Source organism: Vibrio sp. 2-Bac 85 (assembly GCF_037546705.1).
In the GTDB taxonomy this organism is placed as follows: Bacteria; Pseudomonadota; Gammaproteobacteria; order Enterobacterales; family Psychromonadaceae; genus Psychromonas.
On sequence record NZ_JALAAB010000003.1, the window covers coordinates 301,387 to 321,104 of the forward strand.

Genomic DNA, 19,718 nt, shown 5'->3' on the forward strand with positions numbered 1-19,718 from the left:
ACGTAAACCACTTAATATAACAGTGGTTTACGATACTTGGTTACGTTACACGTTACATAGCTACGTTACATACCTACGTAACATGATCATGCAGCTAAAGAGTAACAGATTCATTACGGTGCCTTATTCGTGATTTCAAGCAGAATTCAAATTTTAACCTTCCAATCCAAATCCTAAGCTTTCTTCAATCCCTAATCTACTGAGTATTTTGTTATATAGTGTGACAACTAAGACACTTTGATTTCTATTTTGATTAAGGCTAGGATGAGCAATTGATAATTGATGAGCCTTTGTAACTACTCAGGCCGTCGCTATTTAAGCCTATTTCTTCGTTGAAAAATGCTCATTTAAACCACTAAACTGCGCTTTTTCGCCTTGAACTAAGCATAAATAGCTTAGCCCTGAGCATTTACGTTTTTATTTTGGTAAAAAGCACTCAGTTTTAATGGGTGCTGAGTAATTACGAGCCTTTTAACTCAAAGCCCAGCATTAAATCATCTCCATTCTTTTCATTCCTATAGGTTGAAATATGATTGCAACAGTTAAACATTTTATAAGTTCTCTGATATCTGATGAACACCCTGAATTCGATAATACTCTAGCGATTGCTTCTTTATTATGTGAGGTTTGTATCGCAGATCATCACCTTAGTGCGGATGAAAAAATAGTTGCTACTCGCTCGCTAGAAAAAGTACTTAATGTTAATGCTGAGAAAGCAGCTGAGTTATTAAATGTAGGTCTGCAGGAGGCCAAAAGTAGCCAATCTGTTTTTGATTTTACTTCACAACTGGGGGATTTAGAGCGAGAAAAGCGTATTGAGTTGATAAAAGCCATGTGGCAAGTCGCTTATGCCGATGGTCACTTAGATGAAATGGAAGAAGCATTGATACGTAAGGTGGCAACATTAATTTATGTTAATCACAGTGACTTTATTCGCACTAAACTGGCTGTTATGCCGCAATCATAAGTAAACTGATAAGAGTATTGATATGACTCAATCTTCATTGCAAACCGTTAAAGATTATCATCAGCGTACAAAACACAGGCCTGGTGCATATGCTCGCTCTGCGGGTTATATGGATTGGGCGAATCAACCCTTGCCCTATCGATTATATCAAGGGACAGATAAAATATATTTGCCATTAGGGCAAGGTAAAGATGACTCTCCTGCGAGTGACTTATTTCAACAATCAGTATGCGCACCTACTGTTATTTCTTTACAGAGTGTTGCTTCACTACTGCAAAACAGCTTAGGTTTATCGGCGTGGAAATCCTATAACGGTAATGAGTGGGCACTACGTATTAACCCTTCTAGCGGCAATTTGCATCCCACTGAATGCTATTTATTACTGCCTGAGTTGCAAAGCCCTACAGTGCAAAATCCAGAGCTGAACAAAATACATAGCGTGCATTACAACCCTTATCTTAATTGTTTAGAGAAGCGTGCTATATCAATAGACTCAAGCGCTGAATTTTTGGCAGAAGCTAAAGGCTTTGCCATTGTGTTAACCAGTATAGCTTGGCGAGAAGCGTGGAAATACGGGGAACGTGCTTATCGATACTGCCAACATGATTTAGGGCATGCATTAGGTGCATTGAACATTGCCGCTAATTTAAATGGTTGGAATATAACGGTATTAGATGAGTTGCCGAATACAAAAATAGACTCGTTATTAGGGCTTAATCAATCATCACAGTTAGCGCAAGAAGTTGAATATGTTGATTGCGTATGTTGGGTAAGTGCAGAGCCAACAGACTTTCATAAAGTAAAGCAATGGCTCAATGAACTAGCTGATTTTAATTATATTGATCAAGCTAATCAATTGAGTCAATCACATCAAGATTGGCCGGTTATTGATGCTGTTTTTAAAGCAAGTCATCAGGTAGATTTTTCATTTATAAGTGAAGATGCAGAGGCTTCAAACAGTCATACTGTAAATTATGAATATGCCACGAATGCTAAAAATAGCTCGCCACTAGATGATAGTGCGCAAGGTTTGATCCAGAAACGTAGGAGTGCTCAAAGTTTTGATCGACAAACGAGTACCATCTCCAGCGAATTATTTTTAACGCAGCTGCAAAAAACATTGCCCACACAAAGCGTGCCTTTTTCTGTCTTGCCACAAACAGCGCAAGTAAATTTGTTGTTATTTATTCATAATGTACAGGGCATTGATTCAGGTCTATACGTTTGGGTACGTAATGCTAGGCATCTACAAGATTTAAAATCTGCGATGCATAGCAATTTTCAATGGCAACAATGTTATTCGGATAAACCTTTGTACTTGTTGAAAAAAGGCGATTATAGGCGGGTGGCTAAAGCGTTAAGTTGTGAACAGGATATTGCTGCAGATAGCGCATATAGTTTGGGTATGTTAGCGCGATTTGAAGAGAGTCTGGATTATTCTGCTAGCCAATATCCTTTATTATTTTGGGAAACTGGGTTAATTGGTCAAGTATTATATTTAGCTGCTGAGAGTGATGATTTAAGAGGAACAGGTATCGGTTGTTTCTTTGATGATTTGGTACATGACTTGTTGGGATTAAAAGATCAACAATGGCAAAGTTTGTATCATTTTACTATCGGCAAGCAGCTAGATGATGCGCGTATATCAACTAAACCGGCTTATTTTCATCTGCAGGATATACGCTAATAGGCTTTTAATTTTAAAACAGATGTAGGAGTAATAGATGACATTGTTAAAACAACAAACTTGTAGGGCCTGTGATACGAGTGACACTGATAAAGCACTGTTACTAAATGAAGAGCAAGCGATTGAGTTACTTAAACAGTTAAAGGCTCAATCATCTGAGCCGGATAATTGGCAGTTAGTTGAGGAACAGGGCATACAAAAACTAACGGCTGAGTTTGCGACTAAACGTTATAAAAAATCAATGTTATTTGTTAATCAAATAGCCGATTTAGCTGAGTCGGTCAATCACCACCCTTTGATGGTAGTCGAGTATGGGCTGGTGGGCGTCCAGTGGTGGAGCCATAACCTAAAAGGATTAAGTCAAAATGATTTTATTATGGCGGCTAAAACCAGTGCTGTGTTTGCTGAAATGGCTGAAAGGAAAGTATAATCCTAGTTGTTTTTGCACTCGTTTTTTAATGTTTAAACAACTGGGATTATTCAGGTGCGATGCAAGAGAACTTTACAGTGGCTATGCATGATTTATGCATGGGCTATAAAGGAGATTATTAAACTATCTATTTATAGATCTTTACGGAGCAATAAATCAGTTTGAATATCGCCCGCCATATCAAATCCATGTTCACCAAACTGTTCAAACCCCATTTTTTTATAAAAATTTAATGCAGAAAAATTATTTTCCCAAACACCTAACCAAAGGTGTTTTTTATTTTGTTGTTGAGCGCGCTTAATTGCAAATGAGATCATTTGCTTACCTAATCCTTGAGATAAAAACTCTTTTAGGATGTAGATTTTCTCAACTTCTAATGCCTCAGGATCTAATAGATCCGTTTGTGCATCATCTATGTTCAACTTGAGGAAACCAGCGAGTTTAGCTTCAGGATCAGCAAGCGGAGCTGAGTAGATAAAGTAAAATTCGCTATTAGTCATTTTTAACTGTGCGGATAATTTTGTTAGGTTTAACGATTGTTTATAATACTGCTGTAGCAAATCATCACTATTACTCTCCGAAAATGTTTCTTGGTAGGTTTGTATTGCGATTTTTTGCAGTAAATGTACTTGGTCGAAGGTACATTTTTTCATATTCTGACCTAGCATGCCCATTCTCTCCTATGAGTTATATTTTAATCGTTAATCGTTAATCGTTAATCGTTAATCGTTAAGCGGTAAGCACAGATTGTAGCTAATAATTTAAGCTATTGCATGAGCTTTGCTTGACCATTCAATCGCTTACTAGCATGATCATTATTTATCTATTTGGCAGAGATTGATATGCAGCTTATTTTTGATGGTCCAAGCAATGGTCCCTTATTTGTTTTTGCCCATGGAGCAGGGGCGCCGTTAACATCAGACTTTATGGAAAAAGTGGCGACTGGTTTAGCTAAACAAGGGATTCGCGTTGCTCGTTTTAATTTTAATTATATGCAGCAACGTATTGAGACAGGAAGCCGTCGCCCTCCGGAGCGAGCGCCGCATCTGATCAAGCAATTTATGGATGTAATACAAAAATTAAATCAACCGATGGTGATTGGTGGGAAATCGATGGGAGGCAGAATGGCCACCTTGTTAGCGGCACAGGAGCCCGCCGAGCTTTTGCAAAATGTAAAAGGCATCGCTTGTTTAGGTTATCCATTTCACCCGCAAGGGAAACCGGAAAAACTTCGCACGGAACACCTGCCAGCAATTAAACAACCCCTGGCGATAATTCAAGGTTCGCGTGATAAGCTTGGTGACAAAGAAGAGGTTGAAGGGTATTCGCTACCTGAGCATTTCCAATGGTGTTGGTTAGAAGATGGTGACCATGACTTTAAACCAAGAGTAAAAAGCGGTTTGACTCAGCAGCAACATATTCAATCTAGTATCGACTTTCTTGTTGCTTATATTAGAAACTGTTGAACTTTGCATTTGAAAAAGTAACTTTGAAAGCCTAACTGCACTTAAAGGTTGCTTTAATAGCCCTATATTAAACGTAATGCTGCATAACAATATGTAATGAATGTCTTTAATCTATTGATATAGATTACTATTGTTTGTTTTTATTTATTGTTGCGGTTAAACGATAGCGGAGTATGCTACTTATTTATTTTAATATTAAAAAATTTAAACCGTTATTGTTAGGCTAATAATTTTACTTAATCCTATTTTTTTTAAAAGAACAGTGGATGTATGGTGGAATATTTTTTAGAATCTAGCTCCGCCCGACACGTGAGCAATAATGCTTATGCTTTTCATTCGTTGTCGCAAAAAGCATTTAGATACAGAAGGGATTTACATGTCAATTGATATCAAACCGTTAGCAGTTTCAGAGCGTAAAGCTTGCCCAGCAGAATTTAGTTTTGGCGAAGTGTTTGCCGACCACATGTTTACACAATCATTTGATACCGCTCAACAGTGGTCAAATGCTGAAATCAAACCTTATCAAATGCTACAACTGGATCCTTCGGCATCAGTTTTACATTACGGGCAAGAAATTTTTGAAGGTATGAAAGCATACCGTACTGAACAAGGGGATATTAACTTATTCCGCCCACGTGAAAACTTTAAACGTTTTAACCGTTCAGCTACGCGCATGGTAATGCCAGAAGTTGATGTGGAATTCCACCTTAAAGCGGTAATGGAACTATTAAAAATAGATAACCAATGGGTACCTGACAAAAATGGTACTTCTTTATACATTCGTCCTACTATGGTCGCGACTGGTGCTAAGTTAGGCTTAGGTGCTAGTGATAAATACTTGCACTTTATTATTACAGGCCCTGCTGGCGCATATTTTAAAAATGGTTTTTCACCTGTTTCTGTTTATGTTGCTGATAAATATCGTCGTGCTGTTGTAGGTGGTGTTGGTGAAGCTAAAACAGGTGGTAATTATGCTGCGAGTTTATATATGTCGGAAGATGTTGCTAAACGTGGTTATTCTCAAGTACTTTGGTTAGATGCCATACACGGTAAATATATCGAAGAAGTGGGTGCGATGAACATTTGTTTTGTTTATGGCGATCATATTGTGACACCTAAGTTAAGCGGCAGTATTTTACCGGGGATCACTCGTGACTCTATATTGCAACTGGCTCCAACGTTAGGATATACCGTATCTGAAGAGCAAATTGCCATTGAAGATATTTTAGCTGATATTAAAAGCGGTAAAATTACTGAAGCCTTTGGTTGTGGAACGGCTGCAGTTATTTCTCCGGTTGGTCAATTATGTTGGAAAGACGAAGACTACTTTATTAATGATAATAAAGCCGGTACTGTTTCTCGTAATTTATATGATGAATTAACAGGCATTCAATACGGATCACGTGAAGACAAATTCGGTTGGATTGAAAAAGTTAACTACTAAAGCGAACTGCTTAATCGAATTACTTAAGCAAACACTACTTTTAAGTTAACTTTACATAATAAAGGCGCTTTAAGCGCCTTTATTATAGCTCTAGTTTTAAATTACTAATAAGTTCGATTAAACAGTGTGACTACATAACCTTGTTTATTCTCATACTATCTAGTCTGCTCTCAATAACTCTTAGTTAAACGTATCCGCAACACTTCGGCAAATCATTTCTCTTACCCATTTATGCCCCAATTCGTCACTATTACGTTGATTCCATAATAAAACATAAGCCATATTTTCAAATGTAAAAGGCAGAGGGATTTCTATAAGTGGATAGAGTTTTTGTGCGTGCGGTACAAAGCTTGAAGGAAGGGTAAATATTAAATCACTATGAGCACAAACACTCGCCGCCCCATAGAAGTCAGGTAAAGTGCTAATAATATTGCGCTTTTCACCTTTTTTTTCTAAATGATAATCTAATGCCCATAGGTTATTCCCCTCACAACAAACTTGTAAGTGATTGTATTGTAAATAAGTTTCTCTATCCCAAGTCCCACTTTCTAGTGCAAGTAATGCGGGATGGTGTTCATTCACTAAGCAGGTTTGTTGATCATGAAATAATATGCTGTGGGCAATACCATCAGGTAAGTTCTGTGTGCTTAAACGCTGATCTTGATAGAAATCTATTCCGGTAATACCAAAGTCCACTTTGCCTTGAAGTAGCGCCTGCATTGAACCTTCTTTCCAACTTAATACATCCAAGCGAATATGCTTTGCTTGTTGTAATAACGGACTAATGAAGCAAGCTAATAATGTGGCGTAAGCACTTTCTAGCATGCTGATGGAAAAGTGTCTGTCACTGCTAAGTGGATCAAAATTTGGCGCTTGTGTAAGTTGGTATAAACCTTGTAATAAAGGGGATAGTTTCGGCTGTAGTTCTAGTGCATGAGTCGTTGGTTTTAAACCATGCGCAGTTCGGGTGAACAAGGGATCATGTAGTGTAGTCCGTAAGCGGGTTAAACTCTTACTGAGGGCTGACTGGCTTAGGTTTAAGCGTAACGCTGCTCGTGTCACACTCTCTTCTTCCAATAGTACCTGTAAAATAAGCAATAGATTTAAATCTACACGCGCAAGTTTATCAATGTTCATGGATGATATTCCTATTGGGAAATTAAGATCTGAATTAATATCATTTCTGTTCATATCATAACTGATTTACACTACGAAAGTTAATTACCCTTTATTTTTAATTTTTTTAATGTGCCTTACTAATAGTAGCCGTACTAATAGTATCTAATGCATTAAAGATTGCCAGTTACCTATTTTATATAAGAGATTGAGATGACCCTGAAGTTATTACCTATTTTAATGATCATGGTGGTATTAAGCCCCTTGGCGATAGATATCTATTTGCCTTCGATGCCGCAAATGGCACAAGATTTTTCTGTTTCAGATATGCAGGTTCAATCTACGTTAGTGTTATTTATATTTTCGATGGGGATAGGGCAGATTCTGATTGGTCCCTTAGCGGATCGATTTGGGCGTCGTCCTATTGCTCTGTTTGGTATTTGTTCATATATCGCGAGCAGCCTACTAGCAGCTTTAGTTGTAGATTTTGAATATTTACAACTAGCACGTGTATTACAGGGAGTTGCTGCCTGTGCTACTTCTATTGTGGTATTTAGCGCCGTGAGAGATCGGTTTGATGCACAAAAAAGTGCACATTATTACAGTTATTTGAACGGTGTTATTTGTGTTATCCCTGCTTTAGCTCCAACTTTAGGTGGGTTACTTGCATTACAGTTTGGTTGGCGTTCTACTTTTATATTTATGGCTTTATACGCTGTAATAGTATTGTTTGTAGTGGCATTTAAATTACCTGAAACACGTCCTGAACACAGTAATAATGCTGCTTTATACCGCTGGGCACGTTATCAACCAATTCTAGCTAACAGCCACTTTGTTTTTTATGCTCTTACTTGCATGATCGCAATGGCTAGTATTTTAACCTATGTTTCCTATGCGCCGAGTTGGATCATTAAGCACTTAGGCTTGGATGAACTGACCTTTAGTTATTTATTTGGTTTTAATGCGATCGTTAACATTAGTGCGTGTTTTCTTGCCCCTAAAGTGATTAAAAGATTAGGCAATCATAAAACGGTGACAGTTGCATTGTGGACGATGGTGCTTTCTGCTGTTTTACAGGTCATATTCCAACAACTACCCGTCACCAGCGCATTATTAGGCGGGTTTTACTTTATGGTCCCTATGCTTTTTTTATGTATTGGTTTCGCATTATTATTAGGGCCTGCAACATCAATGGCTTTAAGTGCCTTTGGAGAACGGGCGGGAACGGCTAGTGCTCTTTTAGGCTGTATTCAAATGAGTGGTGCTGCCTTACTAGCTGGATTAATACAGCAAACAAACCTGAGTGCTCCCTATGCAAATGTAGTGATGATTGGTGCTGGCAGTGTAATATTATTAATGACTATGTTTTTGCCGCAATACAAACATTGGCATCAAGAGCAAATAAGTTACACATAAGAGCCAAACGATGGCTGCATTAAATTGTATAGCCTATTAATTCTAAAGTAGGTGTTTTTTGATATTTAAAATACATTGGCATTATTGGTTTTAGCCTGAGATAATAAATTAATTAACCATTTGTAATTGGACTTACTATGAAGCATTCAATCTTAAAATTATCACTACTAAGCTCTGCTATTTTATTAACTGCATGTGTTACCTCTTCACCTACAGGGCGTAACCAGGTGTTATTGTTTGATGGCGCTGAAATGGCTGACTTAGGTGCAAAATCATTTGCGGAATTAAAAACACAGGAAAAAATCAATCAAGATCCTAAAGTGAATACCTATGTACAATGCGTTAGCAAGCAAATCACTGATACCTTAGGTAAACAACCTGATTTCGACCAGTGGGAAGTAGTGGTATTTGATAGTGAACAGGTGAATGCCTTTGCATTACCGGGTGGTAAAATAGGTGTTTATACTGGTTTATTGCAGGTAGCAAAAAATCAAGATCAACTCGCTGCGGTTATTGGACATGAAATTGCACACGTTCAAGCAAACCATTCTAATGAGCGTTTATCTTCAAGCCAGATAACAGGCTATGGAACACAAATAGCACAAACTGCCATAGGTACGACTGAATATGCTGATATGGGTATGGCTGCCCTAGGATTAGGTGTTCAATATGGTATTACTATGCCCTATGGTCGAGCTCAAGAATCAGAAGCTGATATTGTAGGTCTACACCTAATGAATGATGCTGGTTTTGATGCTCAGGAAAGTATTGCGCTCTGGAGAAATATGGCGATTGCTTCAGGTGGAAGTGAGCCAATGGAGTTTTTATCAACTCACCCATCTAATGAAACCCGTATTAATAACTTAAGTGATGAATTAAAAAAATTAACTAAAAGCAGTAAACAACATCCTAACTGCTCAATGTAATTTGCTCAGTTGTAATTTGCTCAGTATAGCTATGCCACTTTAACTTGTACTAGAATAGTGGCGTAGTAGTTTGAGCATGGTATTTTGCTTCAAGTGATCTAGGTGAGTTAAGTAGTCTAGTTCACTATTAACCTTGCTCACCATTAACCTTGCTCACCATTAACCTCGTTCATTGCTAATCATAATCAGCTCTTATTATGCTATAAGTATTTATTTTTAACTCCTTCCATTTATACCACTCCCACAAGATTTGTTTATTTAACTCACTTTTACTGCTTAATTTCATACCTCAATAGTTTATTTTTTACTGAGGTAGACATTATTTTTGTGCTTCAGCATGCGTTTTTCTATATCTAATATGACCCATACTTTTCTAGGAGTAACATCAAAACCTCTTCTTCTGCTTATTAATAATTGGGAGGTGTGTGCTATGAGTTACCAATGTAAGCATTTTGATATTAAAGAACTTGTGACTCCTCAGATGTATAGCGATTGGGGGATCATTGCTGGACCTTATTTGATGATAGATTATTACGGCTAATTGATACCTTAAGGGAGCAGTTAGGATCCTGTACTATTAATGATTGGTCATGGGGAGGTAAATTTAAAAATAGTGGGCTTAGAGATCAACATTTTTATGGCTCAACGGACAAATATTTAGCTAGTCGCTCACAACATAAATATGGGCGAGCAGTTGATATGAAGTTTAAACAAGTTTCAGCTCAAGCAGCCAGAAAATATATTATTGAACATCAGGCACTATTGGCTGATATTAAGTTTGTAGAGTGTGGTCCGTTAAAACAGGGGCAAGAGATGAGCTGGGTGCATATCGATGTAAGGAATGAACTGCAACTTTGTTGTTGGTCGCCTTCTGAAGGAGTTATTGACCAAGCAGAGGTGGTTAGACGTCACCTTTAATTTTCATGCTAAAGCATTTAAAGTAAATGCCATATAAGATAACCATATACATTTTATAATATTACTATGTTAATGGTACTCAGTTCAAGCTGACTCTTTAGTGTAGTTAGCTTAATATAGATTGAAGTTAGCTTATATGGTGTATGTATTCCTTTGTTATTGCCTATGTTGCTGATTGCATCTTGTTTGATGCAACACTGCGATATAAATAACGCTCACAAAACACTGGCGATAGTTTTCTGATGGTTGCTGCTAATACGGCAATGATAATAAATGAAAACAATAATCTTCCCCAAAAAATGGTATTAAAATCTGCTCCCATTAATAAAATCAGTAATGTATCCTCAATTAAACTATGTAATAAATTTAGCAACATAATTGAAGTGAATACATCACGTGCCGCTACATGTCCTTTTTGCGCTTCGTGTATTAATAATCCTCCGCCAAATGAAAGTCCTAATGTAGCACCAATAATAGTAATATTAGTCGCCTCTTGGCTGATCCCTAATAACCGTAAAAAAGGTTTCAAGATGATCGCCATTAACTTTTCAATACCTAGTATTTTTAAAATCTTTAACGTGAATAGCAAGATTGATATAACGAAGAAGACCATCACTAAATTTTGTAGCTGGTTCATTGCCCAGTCAAGATAACCACTTTCCACACTGACTTCAGGAGACCAAAGCATTTTAGCGGGCTGGTTAAGGCTATCCGTTAATTGATAGGTCAGGTGTAATAACCACGCTAATAGTAAGCTGCCGCCAATGCGCAGAGTCAAGGTAACCCATAAACTGACTCCGGCTTTTTTCGCGATTGTGGCCTCAATAGGTAATGAATGCGCAAGTAGCATCATGCTGCCGAGCACCGAGGCTTGTGCGACAGTTAGTGTGTCATCTATGGTAATTAAGACGATCAAACCAGCATAAATATTGGTCAGTAGGGTTGTTGCCCAGACTAACCCCATGCTATCCGGTAAGCCTACGGTTTGCATAAGAGGTCCAAGTAATTCACTTAATAAAACAATCCCACCTAGATCTTCAACTATTTTTATTACAATTAATACTGGGATCATGACTTTAAACAGAGTGAATGTAACATTAAAAATATCTCTGCCTAGCTCAATGAAAAAATATTTAACGGATTGCATCATACTGACCTTTATTGTGTGTTTTCTTAAATTTAATAAGCTATATGATACATAAGATAGTTGTAACTAAATTTCAAATATTGTTTCTCAGCTCCTTAATATTTCTTTTGCTTCTCTTTTAAAGAAATATCTTCACTAATAATAGGGCTTGAGAGAAATAATAGATTACAGAGAAAATGTTAAAGTTAAGGTGAAGTCATAGAGTTAAGGTAAAGTCATAGGGTTAAAAGAAAATAATAGTAGTATTAAGGCAAAATAATGGAAATTGATAGAATTGATCGTGCGATATTAATGTCGCTGCAAAAAAATAACCGTCTACGTAACATTGAGCTTGCTGATAAAGTTGGGCTGTCAGCGCCCGCTTGTTTAAAGCGTGTTAAACGTTTACGAGAGAGCGGAGTTATTATTGCTGATGTTTCAATCATTGATACGCAGTTAGCGGGCAATAAAATGACCTTGATTGTTTCTATTGAGATGGAACGAGATAGAGCTGATATTTACCAGAAATTTAAAAATTCAATTATCAAAGCTAATGAAGTGATGCAATGTTACCAAATATCCGGAGCATATGATTTTGTGCTGATTGTTTGTGTACAGGATATTCAAGCCTATGAAGCATTTGTTGACCGTGTGTTGCATACGGATTTAAATATTAGGAAGTTTCATACTTCAGTTTCATTACGCACGGTAAAGCACAGTACGGCTATCGACCTTTAATAAACAAAAAAAGCCGAATCATCATTTTGATTCGGCTTTTAAAGTAAATGTTACTGCTTACTTAACTATTTATTAGCTTGCTAATTATAGGCTAGCTAAAATTGCATCTACCGATGCTTTTGCATCACCTAATAACATTTCAGAGTTGTCTTTAAAGAACAGTGGATTTTGTACACCAGCATAACCAGCGCCCATTGAACGTTTAAACACGACTACTTTCTCTGCTTCCCAAACACTTAATACTGGCATACCTGAAATAGGTGTACCTGGTTCGTTTGCTGCAGGGTTAACGGTGTCATTTGCACCAATAACTAATACAACATCAGTATCAGGGAAATCTTCATTGATTTCATCCATCTCTAATACGATATCGTAAGGTACTTTTGATTCAGCAAGTAGCACGTTCATGTGGCCAGGTAGACGGCCCGCAACAGGGTGAATACCAAAACGTACATTTTTACCTTTAGCGCGTAAACGTTTAGTAATTTCAGCTACTGGGTATTGTGCTTGCGCAACAGCCATCCCGTAACCTGGTACAATAATGATATTTTTTGCAGCATTTAATGACGCAGCGACTTCTTGTGCCGTTGTTTCATGGTGCTCGCCGTATTCTTGGTCACCTTGTTCAAATGTTTCAGTACCAAAACCACCTAGGATAACGCTCACAAATGAACGGTTCATCGCTTTACACATGATGTAAGATAGAATCGCACCACTTGAACCTACTAATGCACCAGTGATGATAAGTAAGTCATTTGCTAGCATGAAACCTGTTGCGGCAGCTGCCCAACCTGAGTATGAGTTAAGCATTGAAACAACTACTGGCATATCAGCTCCACCAATAGAAGCCACTAAGTGCCAACCGAATGCTAATGCAATCATAGTCATGATGATAAGTGCTGTTAAGCCTAAGTCACCGCTTACAAAAGCAACTAACAGGAAGGCTGCAGAAGTTACCGCTGCAATGTTGATCCAGTTTTTACCCGGTAAAGATAACGCCGAGCTATTGATTTTTCCGCTTAATTTACCGTAGGCAACGATAGAGCCAGTGAAAGTAACCGCACCGATGAAGATACCTAAGAATACTTCAACATCATGGATAGTTTGCGCTGCAGAGGCTAAAACTGCATGGTCTAAGTAAGAGTTAAAACCGATAAAGGTTGCCGCTAAACCTACGAAACTATGCAGGATTGCAATTAGCTCAGGCATCGAAGTCATTTCAACTTTTAATGCTAAGCGAACGCCAATACCAGCACCTACTGCCATGGCAATGGTGATGTAACCTAAACCAGAAACCTGTGAGCTAGCAATGGTGGCAAAAACGGCAATAATCATACCGATAATACCGAATACATTACCTCTTCGTGCACTTTCTTGGCTACTTAAGCCACTAAGGCTGGCGATAAACAGGATGGCTGCAATAACATAAGCAGCAGTAATTAATCCTTGAGACATGATTATTTATCCTTCTGGAACATTTTCAACATACGATGTGTCACGGTAAAGCCGCCCACGATGTTGATGGTTGCAATTAAGATTGCAATCGTTGATAAAGCGGTAACAACATTACTATCACTACCGACTTGCAGTAATGCGCCGATAATGATGATGCCACTGATCGCGTTGGTAACACTCATGAGTGGTGTGTGTAGTGAATGAGCAACATTCCAAACTACGCCGTAACCAACAATACAGGCCAACATAAATACAGTGAAATGCGCTAGGAAATCAGCAGGAGCAACACTTGCTAACCAACCAAATAAACCAGCCGCAACAACCGCTACAGCAGGTTTAATCCATTTGTTTGGTTCTTTTTCTTCAACAACAACTTCAGCTTTTTGTTCTGCTTTTGCAGTCGGTGCTGCACTAACATTGATTGCTGGTGGTGGCCAAGAGATTTCACCTTCTTTAACAACCGTTGCACCACGGATAACTTCATCTTCAAAGTCGATATCTATTTGACCGTCTTTGTTTTTACAAAGCAGTTTCATCAAGTTGACTAAGTTAGTTGCATATAGTTGGCTTGATTGAGTTGGTAAACGACTTGGTAGATCAGTGTAACCAATAATTTTTACACCGTTTTCAGTTTCAAAGACTTTATCTTTTACTGTTAGCGCTGCATTACCGCCAGCAGCTGCTGCTAAATCAACAATCACACTGCCTGACTTCATTGATTTAATCATGTCTTCAGTAATGATTTTTGGTGCAGGTTTACCTGGGATAAGCGCGGTAGTGATGATGATATCAACATCTTTTGCTTGCTCAGCCATCATTTCAGCTTGCGCTTGTTGATAACCTTCACTCATCGTTTTAGCGTAACCGGTAGTACTAACTTCAGTTTCCTCAGTGTAATTCACCTCAAGAAACTCTGCGCCCATACTTTCGATTTGTTCTTTTACTTCAGGGCGAGTATCAAATGCACGAACAATTGCACCTAAACTACCTGCAGCGCCTAAAGCGGCAAGACCTGCAACACCAGCACCTACAATCAATACTTTTGCTGGTGGCACTTTACCTGCTGCAGTAATTTGGCCTGTAAAGAAGCGACCAAATTGGTTTGCTGCTTCGATAACTGCTCGGTAACCGGCAATATTTGCCATTGAGCTTAATGCGTCTAATGCTTGTGCACGAGAAGTACGAGGTACACTATCCATCGCAATAACGCTGATGTTTTTAGCTTCTAATTGCTTTAATAGTTCTGGGTTTTGAGCTGGCCAAATAAAGCTAACTAATGTTGCGCCTTCTTTGATTAGTTTAATTTCTGCTTGGGTCGGCGCATTCACTTTGAAAATGATATCTGATTGCCAAACCGTTGCAGCATCAGTGCTAATTTCTGCACCTGCATCTTGGTAGGTTAAATCAGAAAAGCTAGCTGCTGTTCCCGCGTTTTTTTCTACCAGGAAAGTGAAACCTTGTTTAATTAATAGCTCAACAGTATTAGGTGTTGCGGCTACACGGTTTTCATTTTCTTGGATCTCTCTAGGTATACCTATCTGCATAGTAATTCCATGATCGCTTATTGTTATATTGAGTTATAAAAAGTGTATTTTATGTGTCATTTAAAAGGAGGAGTAGATATAAATTATCGTTACCTTTTATTAAAATTTACCACTGACTTACAAAAGACTGGCTATGTGCTTTTTTGTATCGTTTATGGATTTTTATTCACAATAAATTTTGCCAAGCTAAAGCTTAGTGAAAAAACGTGACTTAGGCTACCATTTTCAGCGGTTTTGAATGGTTTTTATGCAACATTAAGGTTACTTAATATAACCATTAATCATAAGCAGTGATTTTGTTAAGTTATTGTTAATAGAAACTATCCCTTAATTTATATTTGTTTACATAAAAGGAGCAGGGCATTCAAAAGTGATACGTTTTTCTGTTGTTGGGTGGGTTAAAGTAATACTTCCCGCATGTAAAGCAAGACGTTGTGATAGTTTTTTTCCAAATTCAGAGGCGTAGAATTCATCGCCAATAATTGCATGACCTATCTGCTGTAAATGAACCCGTAACTGATGAGTTCTTCCGGTCAATGGGGTTAACTTGACCAATGTAGTTTGTTGGTTACGCTTTATTACTTGCCATTCAGTTTGCGAACTTTTACCTAATTCAAAATCTACAATTTGTCGTGGTCTATTCTCCCAGTCACATCGTAAAGGCAAATCAATTAAACCCGCATCTTTTTCAATGATTCCTTCCACGCTAGCAAAGTAGGTTTTATTAATCACTTTTTGCTGGAATTGACGTCCGAGATGACTTTGTGCGGATTTTTTCAGCGCAAGAACAATAATGCCAGAAGTAGCCATGTCTAAGCGATGTACAACACAAGCATTAGGCCAAACACGTAAAACACGTAATGCTAAACTGTCTTTATGCCATGGGTCACGGCCGGGCACACTTAATAATCCCGAAGGTTTATTCAGTACTACGATATCTTGATCTTGATGAATGATATCTAAGTATGGTGACATCGGCGGGTTATATACAAAATTTGGCATTGAATCTCTGCTATCAGCAATAAAAATAATCGGCTACTAAGCATGTTGCTTAATAGCCGAATAAGTTATGAATGAGTTGAAACGATAAAACGAACGGCATCGAGTTTGAGTTGTGTATTATCTAATATCTGCTCAAAACTTGTCTGCTGGTCACGGGAATATTGAATTTCTTCTTCACGTATATTCGGGTTTACCGCTTTCAATGCTAACAAACGTGATCTCTCTTGTTGCAAAGTACGTTGCATTGTTTGCTTCGCTTCATCAATAACTTCAGCCATTAATGTTTGTGCAGTAGGTAAAGACTGTTTAATTAACTGGTCTATTAATGCCTGTGATGCATTGGCCACTTTACGGCTAATATGACGATTGATTGGCGTTAGCTGACGATTGAAACTATCGAAAGTGACATTTTCTCCAAGGTTTTTTGCATTTTTATCTAACAATAAGCGGATCGGAGTGGTCGGTAAGAAGCGACTTAATTGTGCATTTTCAGTGTTTAACGCTTCAACAACGTAAATAAGCTCTAAGAACGTTGAGGCAGCCGGTAATGAATTGTTTTTTAAGATAGCCACAGAGGTTGTACCTGTATCTGAACTTAATACCATATCCATGCCGTTGCTAATGATCGGGTGTTCCCATGTTAAATAAGCAATGTCATCACGACTTAAAGCGGTTTGACGGTTAAAAGTAACCGTGATGCCATCTTCAGGTAACCCAGGATAATCAGACGCTAACATGTGATCTGTAGGTTTTAAAATTAAACAATGTTCACTGCTATCTTCCTGCTGTACCCCCAACACATCAAACATTTGTAATGCAAAACCAGTGAAGTGCGGTAATTGATCTATTTCAGTAATATCATCCAACAAGTTACTGTTTTGTAATACACCACTTGAGTTAATTTCTAATAGCTTATCGCGCCCTTGTTCTAAGTTGGTTTTTAACTCTGCATTTAATTTGGCGGTACGTTGAATCAAGTGTTCTAACTGTTGCTGGCTATTATCACCGGTTGCCAATAAATTAATTAATTCATCTTTAACCGCTTCGTATACCGTATGGCCAGTAGGGGTGGTTTGCGTAAATGCAGATAAACCTTGTTCATACCACTGTTGTAAAAAGGCTTGTGAAGTTTCTTTTAAGTACGGCGTATAAATTTGTATATCACAACGTTGTCCAATTCTATCTAATCGGCCGATACGTTGTTCCAACAAATCTGGGTTTATAGGTAGGTCAAACAAAACTAAGTGATGAGCAAACTGGAAGTTACGACCTTCTGAACCTATTTCAGAACACACCATCACCTGTGCACCATCTTCAACTTGTGCAAAATAAGCTGCTGCTTTATCTCGTTCTATTAATGATAGCCCTTCATGGAAAACGGCAGCTTTGATTGCTTCGCGTGTACGCAATGCTTCTTCAATAGCTAAAGCGGTTTGTGCCTGTGCTGCAATAATTAAGATCTTTTCATCTTTATTCTGCTGGATCAGATCAATCAACCAGCTAATACGTGGATCAAAGGCACACCATGAATTATCCGTAGAAGCTTCAAATGCTTGGTAGATCTGTTCTGGATACAAGGCTGTAAAAGCTTGTTCAGCTAGAGTACCAACAGGCATCATTTTAGATACTTTCATTGCTGTTTTATATTGGTCAGGTAACGGTAAAGCAACTGATTTTAATAAGCGTTTTGGAAAACCTTTAATAGCAGAACGCGTATTTCTAAATAATAAACGCCCTGTACCGTGTCTATCTAATAATCCACGGATTAATTCTTGCTGCGCAGACTGTTGTTCATCTTCATCAATAGTAATATCAGTGATCACATTTAATAATGGCTCAACATCTTGTTCAGAGAGCAATTCAGTAATACTGTTTTTTGCTTCATTGCTTAGGAATTTTCCGTCTAATAACTGGTTTACTGCATCTACTACCGGCTTATAGCCTGCTTCTTCATTAACAAAAGCTTGATAATCATAAAAACGATTAGGATCTAATAAGCGTAAACGAGCAAAGTGACTTTCGTGACCAAGTTGATCGGGTGTTGCTGTTAATAACAATACACCTGGAATTGAGTTAGCTAGTTTTTCAATTGCATTGTATTGCACACTTGGTTTTTCTTTATCCCAGATAAGGTGATGAGCTTCATCAACGATCAACAGATCCCAAGTCGCTAGTAACGCATTTTTTAAATGCTTTTGTTTACGAATTAAATCAATGCTGCACAGCACCAGTTGTTCAGTATCAAATGGGTTAACAGCATCAAGATAAGCTTCTTCACAGCGTGTTTCATCAAAAATACTAAAATGTAAATTAAAGCGGCGAAGCATTTCTACTAACCATTGGTGCTGTAAATTTTCAGGCAATACAATTAATACACGTTTAGCTCGTCCAGTGATTAGCTGCTGGTGGATGATTAATCCTGCTTCAATGGTTTTACCCAAACCTACTTCATCGGCTAATAAAATACGCGGTGCATGGCGTTGCCCAACTTCTTCTGCAATATAAAATTGATGAGGAATTAAATCTACGCGAGGGCCCAGTAGACCGCGTAAGTGAGAGCGTTGTTGTTGGTGCTGATTTAATAAAGACTTGTAACGTAAAATGAAACGATCGAACTTATCAATTTGTCCTGCGAATAGCTTATCTTGCGGTTTATTAAATTTGATAAAGTTATTAAGAAAAGTTTCTTTTAATTTAGTTTCTTCACCGGTATCAACACGGGTACCTACATAAGTAATAATATTATCGTTTTCTTCAATATCTGTGACTAATAAAGTCCAATCGGCATGGCTTAAAACTTCATCCCCAATATTAAAGCGTACGCGAGTTACCGGTGCTTCTTGAATCGAATATAGACGTTGTTCTCCCGACGCAGCGAACAACAATGTCAGCATACGTCCTTCTATAGCAACAATAGTACCTAAACCTAACTCTGATTCAGCGTCACTAATCCAACGCTGGCCTAACGAAAATGTCATAAAAACTCACTCATCATTTGTAACTAAAGAAAAACTAACTAACAGAAAAGCTGCGTATGTTACCTAAATCCGAATCAAACATACTAGCGATAAATAGAATAAATATAGTGAAAATAAAAATAGCATATAAATGGAGGAAAAGAGTGGTTTGTTTGATATTTAAGCAAACGAAAATAAATCGTAATAAAACACTTGCCAATGTGATCTCAATCCCTATAATGCGACCCCACAGATACGGGGTGTAGCGCAAGTTACTCAGCGAGTTTGAGAATAGTTTTTAACGTATTAACGCTTCGTGGTTCGCTTCGAAATTAAGTTAAATTAAAACGTTGACAATGTTCGAAAGGCGCGTAATATACGCCGCCTGGCCGCAAGGCACGCTCTTTAACAATTTAATCAAACAATCTGTGTGAGCACTTGTTGTTGATGTGATTTCAAAAAAATCAAAGTCCTTTCTTGTAAAGGCAACATCAATAATAGTGACACACGAAATAATTCATTTACG

16 protein-coding genes are annotated in these 19,718 nt (G+C 37.9%); 9 read left to right on the forward strand and 7 right to left on the reverse strand.

Annotation, left to right across the window (positions count from 1 at the left end):
* Positions 1-529 precede the first annotated feature (529 nt).
* The 3 genes from MT390_RS05715 to MT390_RS05725 are packed head-to-tail and all read left to right on the forward strand — an operon-like array spanning position 530 to position 3,084.
* Positions 530-967 (forward strand): tellurite resistance TerB family protein, encoded by a 438-nt coding sequence (locus tag MT390_RS05715; RefSeq protein ID WP_499440049.1) that lies wholly within the window; start codon positions 530-532, stop codon positions 965-967.
* Between the two features lie 22 nt (positions 968-989).
* Complete coding sequence (locus MT390_RS05720) at positions 990-2,654, forward strand: SagB/ThcOx family dehydrogenase (protein WP_499440050.1); 1,665 nt, start codon at positions 990-992, stop codon at positions 2,652-2,654.
* A 37-nt stretch (positions 2,655-2,691) separates the two neighbouring features.
* Positions 2,692-3,084, forward strand: coding sequence for a 4a-hydroxytetrahydrobiopterin dehydratase (locus MT390_RS05725; protein ID WP_499440051.1), 393 nt, complete (start codon positions 2,692-2,694; stop codon positions 3,082-3,084).
* A gap of 131 nt (positions 3,085-3,215) precedes the next feature.
* Here MT390_RS05725 and MT390_RS05730 read toward each other — a convergent pair whose 3' ends face one another.
* Positions 3,216-3,737, reverse strand: coding sequence for a GNAT family N-acetyltransferase (locus tag MT390_RS05730; RefSeq protein ID WP_499440052.1), 522 nt, complete (start codon positions 3,735-3,737; stop codon positions 3,216-3,218).
* Between the two features lie 189 nt (positions 3,738-3,926).
* Here MT390_RS05730 and MT390_RS05735 point away from each other — a divergent pair, with 189 nt between their 5' ends.
* Both MT390_RS05735 and MT390_RS05740 read left to right on the forward strand, forming a co-directional pair.
* Positions 3,927-4,550: an alpha/beta family hydrolase gene (locus MT390_RS05735; protein WP_499440054.1), complete on the forward strand. Its 624-nt coding sequence runs from the start codon at positions 3,927-3,929 to the stop codon at positions 4,548-4,550.
* A 376-nt stretch (positions 4,551-4,926) separates the two neighbouring features.
* Entirely contained in the window at positions 4,927-5,994 is a 1,068-nt protein-coding gene (locus MT390_RS05740; protein WP_299660591.1) for a branched-chain amino acid aminotransferase, read from the forward strand.
* 180 nt (positions 5,995-6,174) lie between these two features.
* Here the strand turns inward: MT390_RS05740 and MT390_RS05745 are convergent, their stop codons facing one another.
* Positions 6,175-7,131, reverse strand: coding sequence for a LysR family transcriptional regulator (locus tag MT390_RS05745; protein WP_499440056.1), 957 nt, complete (start codon positions 7,129-7,131; stop codon positions 6,175-6,177).
* A gap of 192 nt (positions 7,132-7,323) precedes the next feature.
* On the opposite strand from MT390_RS05745, the gene MT390_RS05750 reads away from it, so the two are divergent.
* The 3 genes from MT390_RS05750 to MT390_RS05760 all read left to right on the forward strand — a co-directional run bounded on the left by MT390_RS05750 (position 7,324) and on the right by MT390_RS05760 (position 10,370).
* Positions 7,324-8,526, forward strand: a complete 1,203-nt coding sequence (locus tag MT390_RS05750) for a multidrug effflux MFS transporter (RefSeq protein ID WP_499440058.1) — start codon at positions 7,324-7,326, stop codon at positions 8,524-8,526.
* 137 nt (positions 8,527-8,663) lie between these two features.
* Positions 8,664-9,452: a M48 family metallopeptidase gene (locus tag MT390_RS05755; protein ID WP_299660603.1), complete on the forward strand. Its 789-nt coding sequence runs from the start codon at positions 8,664-8,666 to the stop codon at positions 9,450-9,452.
* Positions 9,453-10,151: 699 nt separating this feature from the next.
* Positions 10,152-10,370, forward strand: a complete 219-nt coding sequence (locus MT390_RS05760; protein ID WP_499440059.1) for a hypothetical protein — start codon at positions 10,152-10,154, stop codon at positions 10,368-10,370.
* Positions 10,371-10,533: 163 nt separating this feature from the next.
* Here MT390_RS05760 and MT390_RS05765 read toward each other — a convergent pair whose 3' ends face one another.
* A complete protein-coding gene (locus tag MT390_RS05765) occupies positions 10,534-11,517 on the reverse strand; it encodes a hypothetical protein (protein ID WP_499440081.1) in 984 nt (327 codons plus the stop codon).
* Between the two features lie 258 nt (positions 11,518-11,775).
* On the opposite strand from MT390_RS05765, the gene MT390_RS05770 reads away from it, so the two are divergent.
* A complete protein-coding gene (locus MT390_RS05770) occupies positions 11,776-12,234 on the forward strand; it encodes an Lrp/AsnC family transcriptional regulator (RefSeq protein ID WP_499440060.1) in 459 nt (152 codons plus the stop codon).
* A gap of 84 nt (positions 12,235-12,318) precedes the next feature.
* Here MT390_RS05770 and pntB read toward each other — a convergent pair whose 3' ends face one another.
* The 4 genes from pntB to rapA form a co-directional block, all read right to left on the reverse strand.
* The gene (pntB, locus tag MT390_RS05775; protein WP_499440062.1) at positions 12,319-13,689 is read right to left on the reverse strand and encodes a Re/Si-specific NAD(P)(+) transhydrogenase subunit beta; all 1,371 of its coding nucleotides are present in this window, start codon (positions 13,687-13,689) and stop codon (positions 12,319-12,321) included.
* Between the two features lie 2 nt (positions 13,690-13,691).
* Positions 13,692-15,233: a Re/Si-specific NAD(P)(+) transhydrogenase subunit alpha gene (locus MT390_RS05780; protein ID WP_166370825.1), complete on the reverse strand. Its 1,542-nt coding sequence runs from the start codon at positions 15,231-15,233 to the stop codon at positions 13,692-13,694.
* Positions 15,234-15,575: 342 nt separating this feature from the next.
* A complete protein-coding gene (locus tag MT390_RS05785; RefSeq protein ID WP_166370823.1) occupies positions 15,576-16,235 on the reverse strand; it encodes an RluA family pseudouridine synthase in 660 nt (219 codons plus the stop codon).
* 65 nt (positions 16,236-16,300) lie between these two features.
* The gene (gene rapA, locus MT390_RS05790) at positions 16,301-19,213 is read right to left on the reverse strand and encodes an RNA polymerase-associated protein RapA (protein WP_499440065.1); all 2,913 of its coding nucleotides are present in this window, start codon (positions 19,211-19,213) and stop codon (positions 16,301-16,303) included.
* Between the last annotated feature and the right edge of the window lie 505 nt (positions 19,214-19,718).